General features: G+C 63.6%; 13 protein-coding genes and 1 other RNA gene. 9 read left to right on the top strand and 5 right to left on the bottom strand.

Translation table 11 applies throughout. The features are described from left to right. Positions 1–4: 4 nt before the first annotated feature. Genes hisS through IPP90_17740 form a run of 7 tightly spaced genes read left to right on the top strand, consistent with a single transcriptional unit; the run spans position 5 to position 9,053 of the window. Positions 5–1,318: a histidine--tRNA ligase gene (gene hisS, locus IPP90_17770; GenBank protein MBL0172521.1), complete on the top strand. Its 1,314-nt coding sequence runs from the start codon at positions 5–7 to the stop codon at positions 1,316–1,318. Next, the gene (locus IPP90_17765) at positions 1,311–2,780 is read left to right on the top strand and encodes a proline--tRNA ligase (GenBank protein MBL0172520.1); all 1,470 of its coding nucleotides are present in this window, start codon (positions 1,311–1,313) and stop codon (positions 2,778–2,780) included. The genes hisS and IPP90_17765 overlap by 8 nt, the downstream gene beginning before the upstream one ends. A 4-nt stretch (positions 2,781–2,784) precedes the next feature. Then, entirely contained in the window at positions 2,785–4,077 is a 1,293-nt protein-coding gene (gene lysA, locus IPP90_17760) for a diaminopimelate decarboxylase (protein ID MBL0172519.1), read from the top strand. After that, positions 4,077–4,589, top strand: coding sequence for a metallophosphoesterase (locus IPP90_17755; protein ID MBL0172518.1), 513 nt, complete (start codon positions 4,077–4,079; stop codon positions 4,587–4,589). Before lysA ends, IPP90_17755 begins: the two co-directional genes overlap by 1 nt. Next, positions 4,589–6,133: a glutamine-hydrolyzing GMP synthase gene (gene guaA, locus IPP90_17750; protein MBL0172517.1), complete on the top strand. Its 1,545-nt coding sequence runs from the start codon at positions 4,589–4,591 to the stop codon at positions 6,131–6,133. The genes IPP90_17755 and guaA overlap by 1 nt, the downstream gene beginning before the upstream one ends. A gap of 2 nt (positions 6,134–6,135) precedes the next feature. Then, positions 6,136–7,692: an amidohydrolase family protein gene (locus tag IPP90_17745; GenBank protein ID MBL0172516.1), complete on the top strand. Its 1,557-nt coding sequence runs from the start codon at positions 6,136–6,138 to the stop codon at positions 7,690–7,692. Further along, on the top strand, positions 7,689–9,053 hold the full coding sequence (locus IPP90_17740) for an MATE family efflux transporter (protein ID MBL0172515.1): 1,365 nt from the start codon (positions 7,689–7,691) through the stop codon (positions 9,051–9,053). Before IPP90_17745 ends, IPP90_17740 begins: the two co-directional genes overlap by 4 nt. A 12-nt stretch (positions 9,054–9,065) precedes the next feature. Here IPP90_17740 and IPP90_17735 read toward each other — a convergent pair whose 3' ends face one another. Further along, entirely contained in the window at positions 9,066–9,518 is a 453-nt protein-coding gene (locus IPP90_17735) for a PTS sugar transporter subunit IIA (protein ID MBL0172514.1), read from the bottom strand. A 144-nt stretch (positions 9,519–9,662) separates the two neighbouring features. Here IPP90_17735 and dusB point away from each other — a divergent pair, with 144 nt between their 5' ends. Both dusB and ssrA read left to right on the top strand, forming a co-directional pair. After that, a complete protein-coding gene (dusB, locus tag IPP90_17730; GenBank protein ID MBL0172513.1) occupies positions 9,663–10,619 on the top strand; it encodes a tRNA dihydrouridine synthase DusB in 957 nt (318 codons plus the stop codon). Positions 10,620–10,629: 10 nt separating this feature from the next. Next, positions 10,630–10,986, top strand: a transfer-messenger RNA (tmRNA) gene (gene ssrA, locus IPP90_17725). Positions 10,987–11,062: 76 nt separating this feature from the next. Here ssrA and IPP90_17720 read toward each other — a convergent pair. From IPP90_17720 to IPP90_17705, 4 genes are all read right to left on the bottom strand, one after another. Continuing rightward, positions 11,063–11,578 carry a hypothetical protein gene (locus IPP90_17720; GenBank protein ID MBL0172512.1) on the bottom strand — a complete coding sequence of 172 codons (516 nt, stop codon included), beginning with the start codon at positions 11,576–11,578 and terminating at the stop codon, positions 11,063–11,065. 141 nt (positions 11,579–11,719) lie between these two features. Continuing rightward, entirely contained in the window at positions 11,720–13,081 is a 1,362-nt protein-coding gene (locus tag IPP90_17715) for an NAD(P)-binding domain-containing protein (GenBank protein ID MBL0172511.1), read from the bottom strand. Positions 13,082–13,084: 3 nt separating this feature from the next. Next, entirely contained in the window at positions 13,085–15,769 is a 2,685-nt protein-coding gene (locus tag IPP90_17710) for a pyruvate, phosphate dikinase (protein MBL0172510.1), read from the bottom strand. A gap of 24 nt (positions 15,770–15,793) precedes the next feature. Next, positions 15,794–17,197 (bottom strand): amidophosphoribosyltransferase, encoded by a 1,404-nt coding sequence (locus IPP90_17705; GenBank protein MBL0172509.1) that lies wholly within the window; start codon positions 17,195–17,197, stop codon positions 15,794–15,796. Between the last annotated feature and the right edge of the window lie 5 nt (positions 17,198–17,202).

Genomic DNA, 17,202 nt, shown 5'->3' with positions numbered 1-17,202 from the left:
GCGGATGCCACCGAAGCCATTACCGGGATTCCGCGACTTCTACCCGGAGCAATTTGCTGAACGAGCCCACATCTTCGAGACTTGGCGCCGCGTCGTGCGGCGCTATGCGTTTCAGGAGTATGACGGGCCACCGCTCGAAGCCCTCGACTTGTACACCCAGAAGAGCGGCGACGAGATCGTGACGCAGTTGTACAACTTCGTCGACAAGGGTGATCGCGCGGTTGCCCTGCGTCCGGAGATGACCCCGACGTTTGCCCGCATGGTGGGAGCGCGCGCACAGGCGCTGCGCAAGCCGGTGCGCTGGTTCAGCATCCCGCAGTTGTTCCGGTACGAGCGGACGCAGAAGGGACGCTTGCGCGAGCACTTCCAACTCAATGTCGACATCGTAGGCGAGGGGGACGTGCTGGCCGATGCCGAACTCCTGTCCATCGCGATTGAGATCATGCGGGCGTTTGGACTGGCGTCGACGGATGTGCGGGCGCGCGTCAGCGATCGGCGGTTGCTCAACGCGCTCTTGACGCACCTTGGCATCGCCGAGCCGTCGTGGACGGTCGTATATGCCGTACTGGACAAGCTGGATCGCCAGCCGCGCGAGGTTTCGGCGGAGAAACTGCTGGCCGCAGGACTGGCCGCCGAGACGTGCCGCGCCGTCCTCGGATTTGGCACGCTCGATTTTGAGACGATGCGCGACACCTACGGCGCCTCGCCGATCGTCGCGCCGCATGTGGAGCACTTTGCCGAGTATCTCGCGCATGCCGAGGCGCTGGGTGTTGCAGAGTGGATTCGATTTGACCTTACCATCGTGCGCGGTCTCGCGTACTACACCGGCATCGTGTTCGAGTTGTTCGACGCGGTCGGCGAGTTCCGGGCCATCTGCGGTGGCGGGCGTTACGACGGCCTGCTGGCATCGGTGGGTGGTGTCGACCTGCCGGCGCTCGGATTCGGCCTTGGCGACGTCGTGCTCGGCGAGTTGCTGCGTGCGCGCGGGTTGATGACGACGCGCGACGAAAGCCGGGAGTATTGCTGGGTGATCCAGGAACCCGGCGAACCTTCCTATCCGCGCGCCATGCTGACAGCCGCGTCGCGGCTTCGCGCGGAGGATTTCAGGGTCGAATACGCCCTGCGGCGCCAACGAGGGGATCGACAGCGCGAGGTCGCGAAGAAGGCGGGGGCGCGCTTCACGGTCGAAGTCTCGCACTCGGATGACGACGCGATTCGGGTCAGTGTCATGGAACGCGGTCAAGAGCCCAAAGGCTTCGAGAACCTCGAAGACGCTATTCAGGTGCTCAAACAACTATCAGGACGACGTGATGAGTGATGACAAGAAGTTGACATCTCGCGCTGACAATTTCAGCGAGTGGTACAACGAGTTGGTCCTGCGCTCGGAACTGGCCGACTATTCACCCGTGCGCGGCTGCATGGTGATCCGTCCGCACGGCTACGGCATCTGGGAGCGGATGCAGCGCGCGCTCGACGACATGTTCAAGGAGACGGGGCACGTCAACGCGTACTTCCCGTTGTTCATTCCGGAGAGCTTCCTATCGAAGGAGGCCGAGCACGTCGAGGGGTTTGCGCCCGAGTGCGCCGTCGTCACCATGGGCGGGGGCAAGCAACTGGAGGAGCGTCTAGTCGTGCGCCCGACGTCGGAGACCATCATCTACTCGATGTTCGCCAAGTGGGTGCAGAGCTATCGGGATCTCCCGTTACTGTACAACCAGTGGGCGAACGTCGTGCGCTGGGAGATGCGCACGCGCCTCTTCCTGCGCACGATGGAATTCCTCTGGCAGGAAGGCCATACCGCGTACACGACGCACGAGGAGGCCGAAGAGGAGATGTGCCGGATGCTTGGCGTGTACCGCGAGTTCATGGAAGGGCACATGGCCATGCCGGTCATCACGGGCTTGAAGACCGATAGCGAGCGTTTCGCCGGCGCTCTGCGCACCTATTCCTGTGAAGCGATGATGCAGGATAACCGCGCGCTGCAGGCGGGCACCTCGCACAACCTCGGCCAGAACTTCGCAAAGGCGTTCGACTTGTCATTCCAGAACGAACAGGGGGAACAGGCGTTTGCCTGGAACACGAGTTGGGGGGTGTCCACGCGAATGATCGGCGGACTGGTGATGACGCACGGCGACGACGCGGGGTTGCGATTGCCGCCGCGACTGACGCCGATTCAGGTGGTGATTGTGCCCATCTGGAAGACCGATGACGAGCGCGACGCCACGATTGCGAAGGCGAGGCAGCTCGCGGAGGAGTTGGGCAGCTTCAAGCGCCCGGATCACGAGCGCATCCGCGTGCACGTCGACGATCGCGTTGGCATCAAGCCGGGGGCCAAGTACTACCACTGGGAGCTGCGCGGCATTCCGCTGCGACTGGAGATCGGTCCACGCGATCTGGCGTCGGCCAGCGGGATGTTGGCGCGTCGCGACACCCGTGAAAAGCGTCCGATGCCGTTTGATCAGCTGAAGTCGGAACTGCCGGTGCTGCTGGAACAGATCCAGTCGGATATGCTGGCGGCCGCGCGTGCACGACTGGAAGCCAACAGCATTCGCGAGCGCATCTCCTATGACCGGTTCAAGGAGATCATGAGCGGGCCGGGAGCGTTTGTGTACGCGGGTTGGAACGGTGATCCCGCCGTGGAGGCCCGCGTGAAGGAAGAGACGAAGGCCACGATTCGATGCATTCCGGATGCCGAGTTCCGGTCCCCGACTCCGCCCGTGACCTGCATGGTGACGGGCGAACCGGCGAAACACGAGGTCATCTGGGCTCGCGCCTACTGATGACATGACGGCCCCGTTGACAGACTCGTCGCCGGATGCATTCTCCCGCGAGGGGCAGGTGTTGTGTGCGGAGCAGGTCCCGTTGCCGACCATCGCGGAGGCGGTGGGGACTCCGTGCTACGTATACGCCGCCAATACGATTCGCGCGCGGTATCGCCGACTCGCGAACGCGTTTCGTGACGTGCCACATCACATCCACTTCGCGATGAAGGCCAACTCCAGCCAGGCCATCCTGCGCCTGTTGCGCGAGCTGGGCGCCGGCGTGGACATCGTGTCGGGCGGGGAGCTGTATCGTGCACGAGCCGCCGGATTCGACGGCGGCGATATCGTCTTCAGCGGCGTCGGCAAGACCGTGGCGGAGATCGAGCAGGCGTTGGACCTGGGGGTGCGGTTGATCAACGTCGAATCGGAAGCGGAGCTGGTGACGATGAATGCCGTCGCTGCGGCTCGCGGCGTGGTGGCCTCGATCGCGATTCGCGTCAATCCCGAGGTTACGGTTGACACCCCGCATGCCTATATCCGGACGGGCGAAAAGGGGCAGAAGTTCGGCATCCCGCGCGACGATGTCGAACGGATCGCCCTGCATGCCAAGGAACTCCGGCACGTTGCGCTCCTCGGTCTCGGGATGCACCTGGGTTCGCAGATTGCCAACGCGGAACCCATGCGAGAAGCCATTCCGCGACTGCTCGAGGTGGTGAATCGCGTACGGTCGCAAGGGCACCCGCTCGCGTTTCTTGACGTCGGCGGTGGTCTGGCGGTGCCATACGCCATGGAGGAGCCCTCTCCGGATGTCGAAGGCTATGCGGCGCTGATCATTGCGGCAACGCGCCACACGGGGTTGCAGCTGTTGTTGGAACCCGGCCGGTTCATTGTGGCGGAGTCGGGGGTGTTGTTGACCCGGGTTTTATATCGCAAGCACGCGGCCGGAAAGGACTTTGTCGTGACCGATGCGGGCATGAACGACCTCCTGCGACCGTCGCTGTATCAGGCCTTTCATGCCATCGAGGCGGTGGTGGACACGGCCGCACGGGTGACGGCCGATGTGGTGGGACCGATCTGCGAATCGGGCGATTTCTTTGCCAAGGATCGCGTGGTGCCGGATGTGCAGGCCGGTGATCTGCTGGCGGTGCGCACAGCCGGCGCCTACGGCTACTCGATGGCCTCGACCTACAACTCACGCCCGCGCCCTGCCGAGGTGCTGGTCGACGGATCGCAGTTTGCCGTCATCACGGACCGTGAGTGTCATGACGACCTGGTGCGGCTCGAACGAGCGCACCTCCAATGGAGGAGTGCCTGATGCGCATCGGCCTGTTTTCTGACACCCATGATCGCGTACCGGCGATCGAAGCGTTGCTCGACCAGATGATTGCCGGCGGTGTGTCGCTGGTGATGCACGCCGGCGACTTCTGCTCGCCCTTCTCGCTGCGACCATTCAACGACCGATCCATGCCCTTGCTGGGCGTGTTCGGTCGCAATGACGGTGATCGTGATGCGTTGCAGGCGGTGGCCAAGATGGGCTTTGGTGCCGCCGAACTGTTCGAGTCGCCGCACAGTTTCGATCTCGGCGGCAAATCCGTGTTGCTCATCCATGACATTGCCGATGTGCATCAACGGTCCATTGACGGGCACGAAGTGATTGTGCACGGGTTCACGCACGTGTCGGAGATGAAGGCGCGCGGGGATTCCCTGCTGGTCAATCCCGGCGAAGGGTGCGGGTGGCTGCACGGGGCGCCGTCGGGCGCCATTCTCGACCTGGACACGATGTCGGTCGAGTTCCTCAAACTTACGGGTCCGGAGTGGAAGTTCTGATGGGTAGCCGCATCCTGATCCTTGATTGTGGATCCCAGTTCACGCAGCTCATTGCCCGCCGGGTGCGCGAGGCCCGCGTGTATTCGGAGATCCACGCGCCGACCCGATCACTCGAGTGGATTCGCGACTGGCAGCCGGACGGCATCATCCTCTCGGGCGGCCCCAGTTCCGTGACCGACGCGGGAGCGCCCACCATCCCGCGCGAATTGCTCGAGATCGCGCCGGTCCTCGGCGTGTGTTATGGCATGCACTTGATCGCCCACATTGAAGGGGGGGTGGTGGTGGGCGGCGGGCGGCGCGAGTATGGTCGCGCCGACGTGACGGTGACGGAAGCCGCCGGCATGTTCGACGGCTTTGCGGTTGACGAACGCACCACCGTGTGGATGAGCCACGGTGATCACGTGGAGACATTACCGACAGGGTACGTCACGACGGCGCGCAGCAGCAACAACGCGATCGCCGCCTTCCGACACGAGTCCAAGCCGATTCACGCTGTGCAGTTCCATTCGGAGGTCGCGCATACGGTGCGTGGTGCCGAGATCATCGAGAACTTCCTGTTCGGCGTCTGCCGCTGCACCGCCGATTGGACACCGGGACACTTCATCGATCTTGAGGTGGCGCGCATCCGGGAACTGGTCGGTGATCAGCAGGTGATCTGCGGGCTGTCCGGGGGGGTCGATTCGAGTGTGGCCGCCGCGCTGGTACACAAGGCCATTGGCGATCAGCTGACGTGCATCTTCGTCGACACCGGCTTGCTGCGACTGCACGAACGCGAACAGGTGGAGCGCACGATGCGCGCGCATCTGGGGATCAAGCTCATTACCGTGCGGGCGGAGGACCGGTTTCTCTCCGCACTCGCCGGTGTCGGTGATCCGGAACGCAAACGGAAAATCATCGGGCACGCCTTCATCGATGTCTTTGAAGACGCCTCCACTGAGGCGGGCAAGGATGCCGCCTTCCTGGTGCAAGGCACGCTGTATCCTGATGTCATCGAGTCCGTGAGCGCGACCGGCGGTCCGTCGGCGACCATCAAGACGCACCACAATGTGGGAGGGCTCAAGCCGGACATGAAATTCGGCCTGATTGAGCCATTGCGCGAATTGTTCAAGGACGAGGTGCGCAATGTCGGTCGGGAACTCGGATTGCCTGAAGAGATGGTGGGACGCCACCCATTCCCCGGCCCGGGCCTGGCCATTCGGGTACTGGGCGAAGTCACGCCCCACGCGCTTGACATCCTGCGTCGCTCGGATGCCATCTATCTTGAGGAGATTCGCGCGGCCGGCCTGTATCCGGATATCTGGCAGGCGTTTGCCGTGTTCCTCCCGGTTCGCAGTGTGGGCGTCATGGGCGACGGGCGGACCTACGAGCATGTCATCGCCTTGCGCGCCGTGACGAGTACCGACGGCATGACGGCGGACTGGTACCCCTTCCCGCATGAGGTCCTTGGGCGCATCTCCAATCGGATCATCAACGAAGTCGATGGTGTGAATCGCGTCGTCTACGACATCAGTTCAAAGCCACCTGCCACCATCGAGTGGGAGTAACCATGCGCCAGCGTCTCGTGTTGCCCGTTCTGCTTGCCGCGTCGACCACGTTGGTGTTGTCCGTGAGCGCGTCGCGCGCGACGGCGCAGCGGTCGGGGACTGCCCTGGCGGCCACCGTGCGCGGGCCGGCGCCCGCACACGGCGTGCGACCCAAGCGCCTGGTCATTCGTGGCGCCATGCTGATTGAGGGCAACGGGACGCCGGCAGAAGGCCCCAAGGACATCGTGATTGAGGGTAACCAGATCACGCAGATCGTCGCACTCGACCCGGTGGCGCTCCGGGACGGCACGGCACGACGCCCGCCGGTTGGTGACGCGGAAATCGACGGGACCGGCAAGTACGTGATGCCGGGGCTGATCAACATCCATGGGCATGTGCAGGATGAGCGTGGCGGTATCCCGCAGCCGCTGGACTATCAGTTCAAGTTGTGGTTGGGCATGGGCATCACCACGGTGCGCGATGTGTCGAGTGAAACGGCGAAAACAATTCAACTGCGCGCGAAGAGCCTGGCGGGGGAGATCGCCGCCCCCAGACTGTATGTCTATGCCCGCTATGCCTACATGCCCATTCCGCGGAATGAGGCGGAGGCGCGGCAGCGCGTGCGCGATCTGAAGCAGCAGGGCGCGGACGGACTCAAGCTGTTCGGGATGGACAAGGACATCTATCCGGCCGTTCTCGATGAGGCTCGAAAGCTCGGACTTGGCACGGCGCACCACATGGCCGTTGATGAGACAAACGCCTGGGACGCGGCCGCGGGCGGGCTCACCAGCATTGAGCATTGGTACGGCGTACCGGATGCAGCCATCATCGATGGTGCACAGCATTTCCCTTCGACCTTCAACTACGCGGATGAAGGAATGCGCTTCCGCTGGGCGGGTCGTCTCTGGCGCGAAGCCGACGCGGCGCGCCTGCAGGACGTGCTCAAGGCCATGGTGAAGGGCAACGTTGCATGGAATCCGACGCTGGAGATCTACGAGGCCAGCCGCGACCTGCAACGGGCCGAGACGCAACCGTGGTTCGCCGAGTATCTGCATCCCACGCTGGAAAAATACTTTCGTCCCGACCCGTCCAATCACGGCTCCTATTTCGCCAACTGGAGCAGCACCGACGAGGCGTTCTGGAAGGAGAACTACCGCATCTGGTTTCAAGCGGTGCGTGATTTCGAACGGCTCGGTGGGACCATCGGAGTCGGCGAGGATGCCGGATTCATTTATCAGGTGTACGGATTCGGCCTGATTCGTGAACTCGAACTGCAGCAGGAAGCCGGATTCCAACCGATCAAGGTGTTGCAGCATGCCACGGCCAACAACGCGAAGATCCTCAAGGAAGAGTCGCGTCTTGGACGAGTGCGTCCGGGATTTCTGGCGGATCTGGTGGTGGTCAACGGGAATCCACTGGAGGACCTGAAGGCATTCTATCCACCGCGTGCGGATGCCGCCGCCGGGGCAGGTGGTGGCGTCGCGTGGACGATCAAGGACGGTATCCCGTATGACGCGCCGAGATTGTTGCGGGAAGCCCGGGAGATGGTCGCGAGAGCCAAACGCTCCGCCACGAATTGACCGGACGTCGCGCGTGGAACACTGATCTGCTCGACATGGCGCGCCTGGCCGCGCCAATCGTGTTGATCAATGTCGGATTGCAGGCGATGGGTGTGGGGGATGCAATGATGGTTGGTCGTTTGGGGGGCGCGGCGATTGCCGCCGTCGCGCTTGGTAATTTCTATGTGTTCAATGTCAGCGTCTTCGGAATCGGCCTGCTCTTTGCGCTGGATCCGGTGGTGTCACAGGCCATCGGCGCCGGTGCGCACGACGACGCGGCGCGCGGTATTCAGCGCGGGTTCCTGATGGCCCTGCTGATTTCCGCGATCGTGACACTCGCGTTGATGCCGGGAGAGGCGGTCCTGCGCGCACTCGGTCAGCCGGAGGATGTGGTACAGCAGACCGGCATCTATGTGCGCCATCGGGCCCTTGGCGTGCTCCCGTTCTTCCTGTTCAACGCCGCGCGTCAGGCGTTGCAGGCGCTCAACACGACGCGACCGGTGGTGGTGTCGGTCTTGCTCGCCAATGTGGTGAACGCGTTCGCGAACTGGATCCTCATCACCGGTCATTGGGGCGCACCGGCGCTTGGTGTCGGGGGCTCGGGGTTTGCCACGGCAATCGCCACCGGCGCGATGGCGATGTTGTTGTGGGCCTTCAGTCGATCAACGCTCGAACCCTATGTCCGTCCATGGCGTGCGGAGGCGGGCGCGTGGAAACCGCTGCAGCGAACGCTGCGTATCGGTGTGCCAATCGGCGTCCAGTTCTTCTTCGAAAGCTTTGCCTTCGGACTGACGGCGTTGTTCATGGGGTGGATGAGTACCGCGTCACTGGCGGGCCACGAGATCGCGCTCAACATGGCGGCCATGACGTTCATGGTGCCGCTGGGTATTTCCGGTGCGGCCGCTGCCGTGGTAGGCCGCGCCATCGGGCGCGGTGATATCGTCGCCGCGCGTCGTGATGCCGTGGCGGCCATCGCCTGCGGCGTGGGATTCATGTGCCTGACGGCGGTGGTCTTTCTGGTGGCGCCTGAGTGGCTGGCGACTCGCTACACCCTGGACCGACCGACCGTCGCCGTTGCCGCAGCGCTCATACCGCTGGCGGGGATGTTTCAGGTGTTCGACGGATTGCAGGCGGTCACCAGTGGCGTGCTGCGCGGAACCGGCGACACGCGGATTCCGGCGATGTTGCATATGGTGGCGTTCTGGGCCGTGGGCGTCCCGCTTGGCGCGTACCTGGGATTCCGCACGCCGCTGCGTGAACGCGGACTGTGGATTGGACTGGTGGCCGGGCTGGCGGCCGCCGCCATCCTGCAATCCTGGCGCGTCGCGGTGCGCCTGCGTGGAAACATTGCGCGCGTCTCCGTCGAGCGAGACGCGCGGTAGCTCCCGCAACGACTAGACCCGCTTTTCCTCAAGCAGCGCCATGAATTCCGCCGCCGTGGTGATCTCCAGCAGACGTCCCGGCACGTCCTGCTCCTTGCTGAATTGTGCGATCTTGCCGAGCACCGGGAGATATTGATTGGACACCTCCAGCGGGGGCGCCACAATCAGAAACAGGAAATGGACTGGCTTGTCGTCGATCGCCTTGAAATCCACTCCCGCCGTCTTGCGGCCGAATGCCACGCGTAGTCGGCTGACGACCAGCGATCGGCAATGCGGAATCGCGATGCCACGGCCAATCCCGGTGGAACCGAGATTCTCTCGCCGCTTCAGCATCTTGAACAGCATACCTTCGGACTTTTCGTCCAGCTTGAGGAGCCCAATAAGCTCCTTCAGCACTTCGTCCTTGGTCGTGCCCTGAAGCTCGAGCTGGACGGCATCTTCGGAAAAGAACTCGCGCAGTTCCATAGCCTTGTATGGTAACCCTTGGACGGCGGGTGTCAAACCTATCGCGTTGCCGCAACACGTCAGCGTAAGTCGCTTCCAACCCCATGGCCCGCAAGGTGTTTCCGTTCCAGTCCCCCCACGCGGTCCCGCTTTACCTGGCCCCCCATGGCGGGTGTCTCGGAATCGCCTTTTCGGCGTTTGTGCCATCAGCACGGGGCGGACGTGGTGGTGACGGAGTTTCTGTCGGCCGAGGGCATCCGTCGGGAGAATCCGGCGACGGTCAGCAAATTGCGATTCGCCGAGGAAGAGCGCCCGATCGGCGTCCAGATTTTTGGAGCGGAACCCGATGCCATGGCGGATGCGGCCGCCATGGTCACCGACCTGTTCGAGCCCGACTTCGTGGACATCAACTTCGGGTGTCCGGTCAAGAAGGTCGTTCGCCGGAACGGCGGCTCGGGCTGTCTCCGCGATCTCGACCTGGTGCAGACCATCATTCGCGCCGTATCCCGCGCGACGCATCTTCCGGTGACCTGCAAGATCCGCAGCGGTTGGAATGAAGAGATGCGGGACCCGGTGGGGATTGCGCTGCGATGTCAGGACGCCGGCGCGCGGGTGTTGGCCCTGCATGCGCGCACACGAACGCAGATGTACTCGGGTCTTGCCAGCTGGGACGAGATCGCCGCTGTGGTCGCCGCGCTCGACATCCCGGTCCTTGGCAACGGTGATATCAAGACGGCCAATGACGCGTTCCGGATGTACGAGCATACCCGATGCGATGGCATCATGATCGGCCGAGGATCGTTTGGCCAGCCGTGGGTCTTTCGACACACGCGCGCCTTGCTTGACGGATTGCCGTTGCCGGAGACGCCGGATGTTCACGAACGATTTGCGCTCGCACTCGCCCATGCACGGATGGTGCAGGAGTACGAAATCGATCCCCTCGGCGCGGCGCTGGAATTCCGCAAACATCTGGGATGGTACGTGAAGGGCCTTCCGGGTTCCGCCGAACTGCGCAAGTTGCTGCATCAGGTCCGGGACTTCTCGGAAGTCGAGGGCATCTTCACGCGGTACCTGGAATCGCCCCAACGGCTGTTGCCGAGCCCTGACTGCAGCTATCTTTAGGGTGCCGTTCGGGGGTGACTGGCTTCGACGGGGTTGGTGAAGCTTTGGTTGCGTGCCCAGGTCCTCGAGCACCTGGTAAAACACTCGGGAAAATCACAATCGCCAACAACAACCTGGCGCTCGCCGCGTAACCTTCGGGTTACCCGGCAGTGCTCACGAGGCAGCCCGCCCGGGGCGGCACGTGAGTATCGCAAATCTGGGCTAGTCTGGCGGTGCGTCTGCCGCCGTCGGGCGAAACAACTGTAGACTTGTTCGTTCATGGGCTTCCTGTTGGCCAGTGAACGGAGACCTCAATCAATAGGATACGCACGTAGACGCTGAGGTCGATCTAGTCTCGGACAGGGGTTCGATTCCCCCACCTCCACTAGGTGGATAACCAAACGCACAACGCCCCGCCGATTCGTCGGCGGGGCGTTGTGCGTTTGTTCGACTATGCCGAGCGATCAGCGATCACAGGCCGGTTGCGCCTCGGCCGATGCATCCAGGGCGTCCGCTCGCGTACGGGGGATCATCGGGAGCGCGTTGCGGTAGCCCACGTAGATCACGCAGCTCTTACCCGGTGCATCGGGGTGCGACGCCATGGCCGTCCAGCCTTTCTTGCCTGCGTACAACACCTGAATCTGCACCTTGTCGAACGACGAATCCGTTCGCGTGGCGTTTCGCGCCATGGTATTCGCATTCGCGCCGTAGCTGCCATGGTCCGAGTACCACGCCTCCTGGTCCCCCACCAGCGCCTTGAGACGTCGCTTGGTCTGCACGACCGCCTCGCTGGAGCCGTTGCGTTTCGTCAGGCGCGGCAGGCGCACCTTGGGCATCGGCACATGCGGCATCTTGATGCCCGGCAGTGACGCCGACGCGTCGCGAGCGACAGCGGGACTGGCCCCTGGTAGCGTCAGCAACAGTGACAGGGCAGCGATCGATACACCGACCATGCGCGCCTCATTCATCGTGCGCGTCAAGGCGTGTCGGCCACGTGCCGCAACGTCTCCCTGCGCGTTCGCATCATCGACGACGCGCGAGGGCTGCTGTCACGACGGATCCCGCTTCACGTAATAAGTGCGGCCAGCGGGGTGACGGTCCGACCCCGCAACGGATACAACTCAGGTCGGCGCGCGTTGACGTATGTCGACGAGATCCGTCACGGGATCGGTGGAGCGCCATCCCCCGGGTAGCTGTCGGAGCAGCCGCGCCTTGAATCGATGATAGTCCACCGTGATGGTATGGCGAGGCGAGTCGACTTGCGGATAGTCCGGGTGGCGCAGCTCGCGCGAAATGGCTGCCTCGAGGTCCGCCGGTGGCGTCCATGCGCCGCTCCATCGGCGCGCAAGCACCTTGGCCTGCAATTCGGCGGCCGGCCAGATGCAACCCAGCGGCTGGAACAGTCCCACGAAGGCGAGGGACGGGAATCGCGCAGGGAACATGCGCAGGTACAGCGGCACGGGGCCCTTTGAGAAGTCGATCAGATCGGATCGGAAAAACGGGTGGGATATCCAATAGCCCGTGCAGGCAATGATGACGTCGTACTCCGCGCTCGATCCGTCGGTGAAGTGCACGACGCGACCATCGAAACGTGCAATGTCGGGGCGCGGCCCGATATGTCCATGGCGGAGCGCATACAGCAATTCGGAGTTGACCGTCGGGTGCGTGGCGCCGAACGCATGATCGGGCTCCTGCAGGCCGTAGCGCGAGTTCGGACCCTGCAGGAGTCGCAGAAGTCCGGCATTTATGCGCGACCGGACGGCACGCGGAAGGAACCGGGATTGCGCACCGACAATATCGGACGGCTGACCGAAAAGAAACTTCGGCACGATCCAGTAGCCGCGGCGCCATGAAAGATCGGTGTGCGCCGAGACGCGTGACGTCTCGACCGCGACATCGCATGCGGAGTTGCCACCGCCGATGACCAACACGCGTTGCCCGGCGAAGGGGGCCGCGCGTTTGAAGTCGTGTGAATGGAGGATTGTTCCCGTGAAGGATCCCGGATACGTCGGCGCTCGGGGACGCCAGTGATGCCCGTTCGCCACGACCAACGCATCACATACCGACGTTTCGACAACGCCTTCGCACTCAACCGTGAGTTGCCAGCTGCCCTCGGCCGTCGGTTCGGCCTGGTGCACCTCGGTGCCGAAGCGGACAAACTGCTCCAGGCCGAAATGACGGGCATACGACTGGAAGTACGCGGCCAGTTGCGTGTGGGAGGGGTAGTCCGGATACCACGACGGCATCGGAAAGTCATGATACTGCGACAGCGACTTTGAGCTGATGATGTGCGTGGTCTCGAACACGCTTGAGTGCGACGAGCCCGGGTGATACAGCCAATTGCCACCCACGGCTTCATTCCGATCATAGCATACAATGTTCCGAAATCCCGCGTCCAACAGGTTCTTCACGGCCGTGATGCCCGACGGCCCGGCACCAATGACGGCGATACGGTCTGGACGTGGAAAAGCCGGCGCGTTCATCACTCAATGCCTGGTGGCGGATGTTCCCTCCGCCAGCGCCGCGTGCGCTGCGGCAAGTCGCGCAATCGGCACGCGATACGGCGAGCACGAGACATAGTCCATGCCAATGCCGTGGCAGAAGGCGATGGACTGTGGGTCACCGCCATGTTCGCCGCAGATGCCGACTTTGAGTCCCGGGCGCACGGCCCGACCATCGTGGACCGCCATGCGAATGAGCTTGCCGACGCCACGTCGATCCAGCACCTGAAACGGATCGTCGGCCAACAGTCCCATCTCCAGATAATGCGGCAGGAATCGACCGGAATCGTCACGACTCAAGCCGAAAGTCGTCTGCGTCAGGTCGTTCGTGCCGAACGAAAAGAACTCGGCCTCCGTCGCGATCTCGTCAGCCGTCAGCGCCGCGCGAGGCAACTCGATCATCGTGCCCGTCAGGTACGGAACCGGTTCGCCCATGACGCCCATCACGCTCTCCGCTGCCCGTTGGATGACCGCGTGCTGGTGGCGAAACTCCGCAACGTCTGCCACCAGCGGCACCATGATCTCGGGGTGCACTTCAATGCCACGTCGCGAGACACGCACCGCGGCCTCGAAGATCGCCCGCGCCTGCATCTCGGTGATTTCCGGATACACGATGCCGAGGCGACATCCACGATGGCCGAGCATCGGATTGGATTCGCGCAGTGCCGAAACGATTCGCGTAAGTTCCGCGCGCGGAATCCCCAGTGTTTGCGCCAGGATCACCGATTCCTTGCCGTCGTGGGGCAGGAATTCATGCAACGGTGGATCGAGGAGTCGAATAGTGACCGGAAGGCCATCCATCGCCTCGAAGATGCCCTCGAAGTCCGCGCGCTGCATTGGCAACAGCTTCTCGAGCGCGCGTCGCCTCCCCCCTTCGTCGCGTGCGACAATCATCTCGCGCATCCCGACAATGCGATCCCCTTCAAAGAACATGTGTTCGGTGCGACAAAGGCCAATGCCTTCCGCGCCAAAACTGCGGGCGACCCGCGCATCGCGGGGGGTGTCGGCGTTGGCGCGCACCCTCAGTCGACGCTCGGCATCGGCCCAGGTCATGAGGCGCGCGAACGACTGGTACACCGGGGACTCGCTCGCGGCGAGTGTCCCGCTGTTCACGCGCATCACCTCACTGGGTACCATGGGCAAATCACCGAGAAACACGCGGCCCGTGCCGCCATCGAGCGTGATGAACTCGCCTTCTCGCACGATGATGTCGCCGACTTTCAGCTGACGTTGCTGATGCGAAATCTCCACCGCCGTGCATCCGACGATGGCGCATTTGCCCATGCCCCGCGCCACGACGGCGGCGTGCGACGTCATGCCGCCGCGGGCTGTCAGCACGGCGCGCGCGGCGACGATGCCGTGAAAGTCCTCCGGCGTCGTCTCCTCGCGTACCAGAATGACATGCTCCCCCTTTGCGGCGCGTTGCTCCGCGGCGTCCGGATCAAACACGGCCATGCCGCTGGCGGCCCCGGGGCTGGCCGGCAACCCGATCGCAATCGGGGTCGCCCGCACGGTCGGGCTGATCACGCGGTGCAGCAACTGATCGAGCTGGTTCGGCTGGATACGGCGCACCGCCTCATGCTGATCGATCAATCCCTCCGTCACCATCTCCGTGGCAATGCGAAGCGCCGCTGCCGTGGTGCGTTTGCCCGTCCGCGTCTGCAGCAGGTACAGCGTCCCCCGCTCCACGGTGAACTCGAGATCCTGCATCTCGCGAAAATGCTGCTCAAGGACGCTTTGCGTCTCGAGCAATTGCGCGTACGCCGCCGGCAGATGCTGCGCCATTTCATCGATGTGCAACGGTGTGCGAATGCCGGCCACCACGTCTTCACCCTGCGCATTGACCAGGAACTCGCCGTAGAAGCGCCGTTCTCCCGTGGAGGGATCGCGCGTGAAGGCCACGCCGGTCCCGGAATCATCGCCCATATTGCCGAAAACCATCGACACGATGCTGACCGCCGTGCCGAGCGTGTGCGAGATGCCGTTCACGCGCCGGTAGTCCACCGCCTTCTTCAGCGTCCATGAACGCCACACCGCTTCGATGGCGCCCCACAACTGCTCGCGCGGGTCCATCGGGAATTCCCGACCGGCGCCGAGGCGAATCACCTGCTTGTATTCGGCGACCAGTGTACGCAGCGCCTCAGCCGGCAGCTCCGCATCCGTCGCCACCCCATGTGCCAGGCGTTTCGAACTGAGCAGTTGCTCGAACCGCGAGATGGGCACGGCGAGCACCACGTCGGCATACATCTGCAGGAAGCGACGGTACGAGTCAAATGCGAAGCGGGGATTGCCGCTGGCACGCGCCAATCCCTCAACCGTCTCGTCGTTCAGTCCAAGATTGAGGATCGTCTCCATCATACCCGGCATGGAGACCGCGGCGCCCGAGCGCACTGACACCAGCAGCGGATTCGCTGGATCCCCAAACTGTTTCCCGCTGGCGGTCTCGAGTTGCCGCAGGGCCGCGGCGACCTCGTCACGAAGACGCTCCGCGATGGACCCATTGTCGAGGTACGCCACGCATTCGCCGGTGGCGATGATGAATCCCGGCGGGACGGGCACGCCAAGATTCGTCATCTCCGCGAGATTCGCGCCCTTGCCGCCCAGCACCGCCTTCATCTCGCGGGTGCCGTCCGACCTGCCATTGCCGAAGGAGTAGACGGTGCGCGTCACGGGCGAATCTCCGCTAGTGGGTGATCAGGCAATCCCGGCGGGGATGCCCTGCGCACCACCCGCTCGCAAAAGTTCCGGCTCCGCCGGCGTCGCAGTCGGATACCGTCCGGAAAAACACGCGTGGCAATAGCCACCCGGGCCGTCCGGCATCGCATCCAGCATGCCGTCGAGCGTCAGGTAGCCCAACGTGTCCACGCCCAAATGACGCACCAGCTGCTCGTGAGTCATCTGCGCGGCAATCAACTCCTGACGGCGCGGCGTGTCGATGCCGTAGTAGCACGGGCTGATGATGGGGGGACTGCTGACGCGCATGTGCACCTCTCGCGCCCCGGCCGCGCGAACCAGCGACACGAGTCCGCGCGTGGTGGTGCCGCGCACGATCGAGTCGTCGACCATCACCACGCGTTTGCCGTCCAGCAACTCGCGTACCGGATTGTACTTCACCTTGACCTTGGCATCCCGGCCCGCCTGTGTCGGCTGAATGAACGTCCGGCCGATATAGTGATTTCGGATCAACGCGAACTCATACGGAATCCCGGACTCCTCGGAATAGCCGAGCGCTGCGGAATTTGAGGAATCCGGCACGGCGAACACGAGATCCGCGCCCGGTGCCGGACACTCCCGCGCCAACTGCCGACCCAAGGCGCGACGCGAGTGATCCACCGAGCCGCCAAACACTTTGCTGTCGGGTCGGGCAAAGTACACATGCTCAAACACGCATCGATGAATGGGTGCCGACGTGAACCCCTGCAGCGACCGTATGCCGTGGGCGTCCACCGCGACAATCTCACCGGGCTGCACTTCGCGCTCGAGGGTCGCCCCAACGATGTCGAGCGCGCACGACTCCGACGCGAACACCCACCCGTCCCCCAGTTTGCCGATGACGAGCGGACGCCAGCCGTGCGGATCACGGGCCGCAATGACGGTCTCGTCGAGCACGATCAGCAGGCAGTAGGCGCCTTCGACGCCGTCAAGCGCCATGGCGACCCGCGCCTCCGGTGACGCGCCATGTGCGCGCGCGATCCGATGCACGATGACTTCGGAATCCATGGTGGACGAGAAGATCGCACCGTCATCCTCGAGATCCCGACGCAATTCGATGGCATTGGTGAGGTTGCCGTTATGCGCGAGGGCGATGTGCCCGCGACGCACGCGCGCCAGAATCGGCTGGGCGTTTTCGATCGCCGAGGCACCTGCCGTGCTGTACCGCGTATGCCCGATCGAGACGGGTCCGGTCAGTTCCAGCATCTCGGACTCCGCGAACCCTTCCGAAACGAGACCCATCGCCCGGCTGACCCGCGCGTGTCCGTGCTCGTCGACCGACACAATGCCGGCCGATTCTTGTCCGCGATGCTGCAGCGAGTACAGACCCAGTTGGGTAAGTGCCGCCGCGTCGCGATGGCCGTACACTCCGAAGATGCCACACATGCGTG

The organism is Gemmatimonadaceae bacterium (assembly GCA_016720905.1).
Lineage (GTDB): Bacteria > Gemmatimonadota > Gemmatimonadetes > Gemmatimonadales > Gemmatimonadaceae > Gemmatimonas.
The sequence above is the reverse complement of the archived record's forward strand: the minus strand, read 5'-3'. Positions and strand labels throughout refer to the sequence as shown.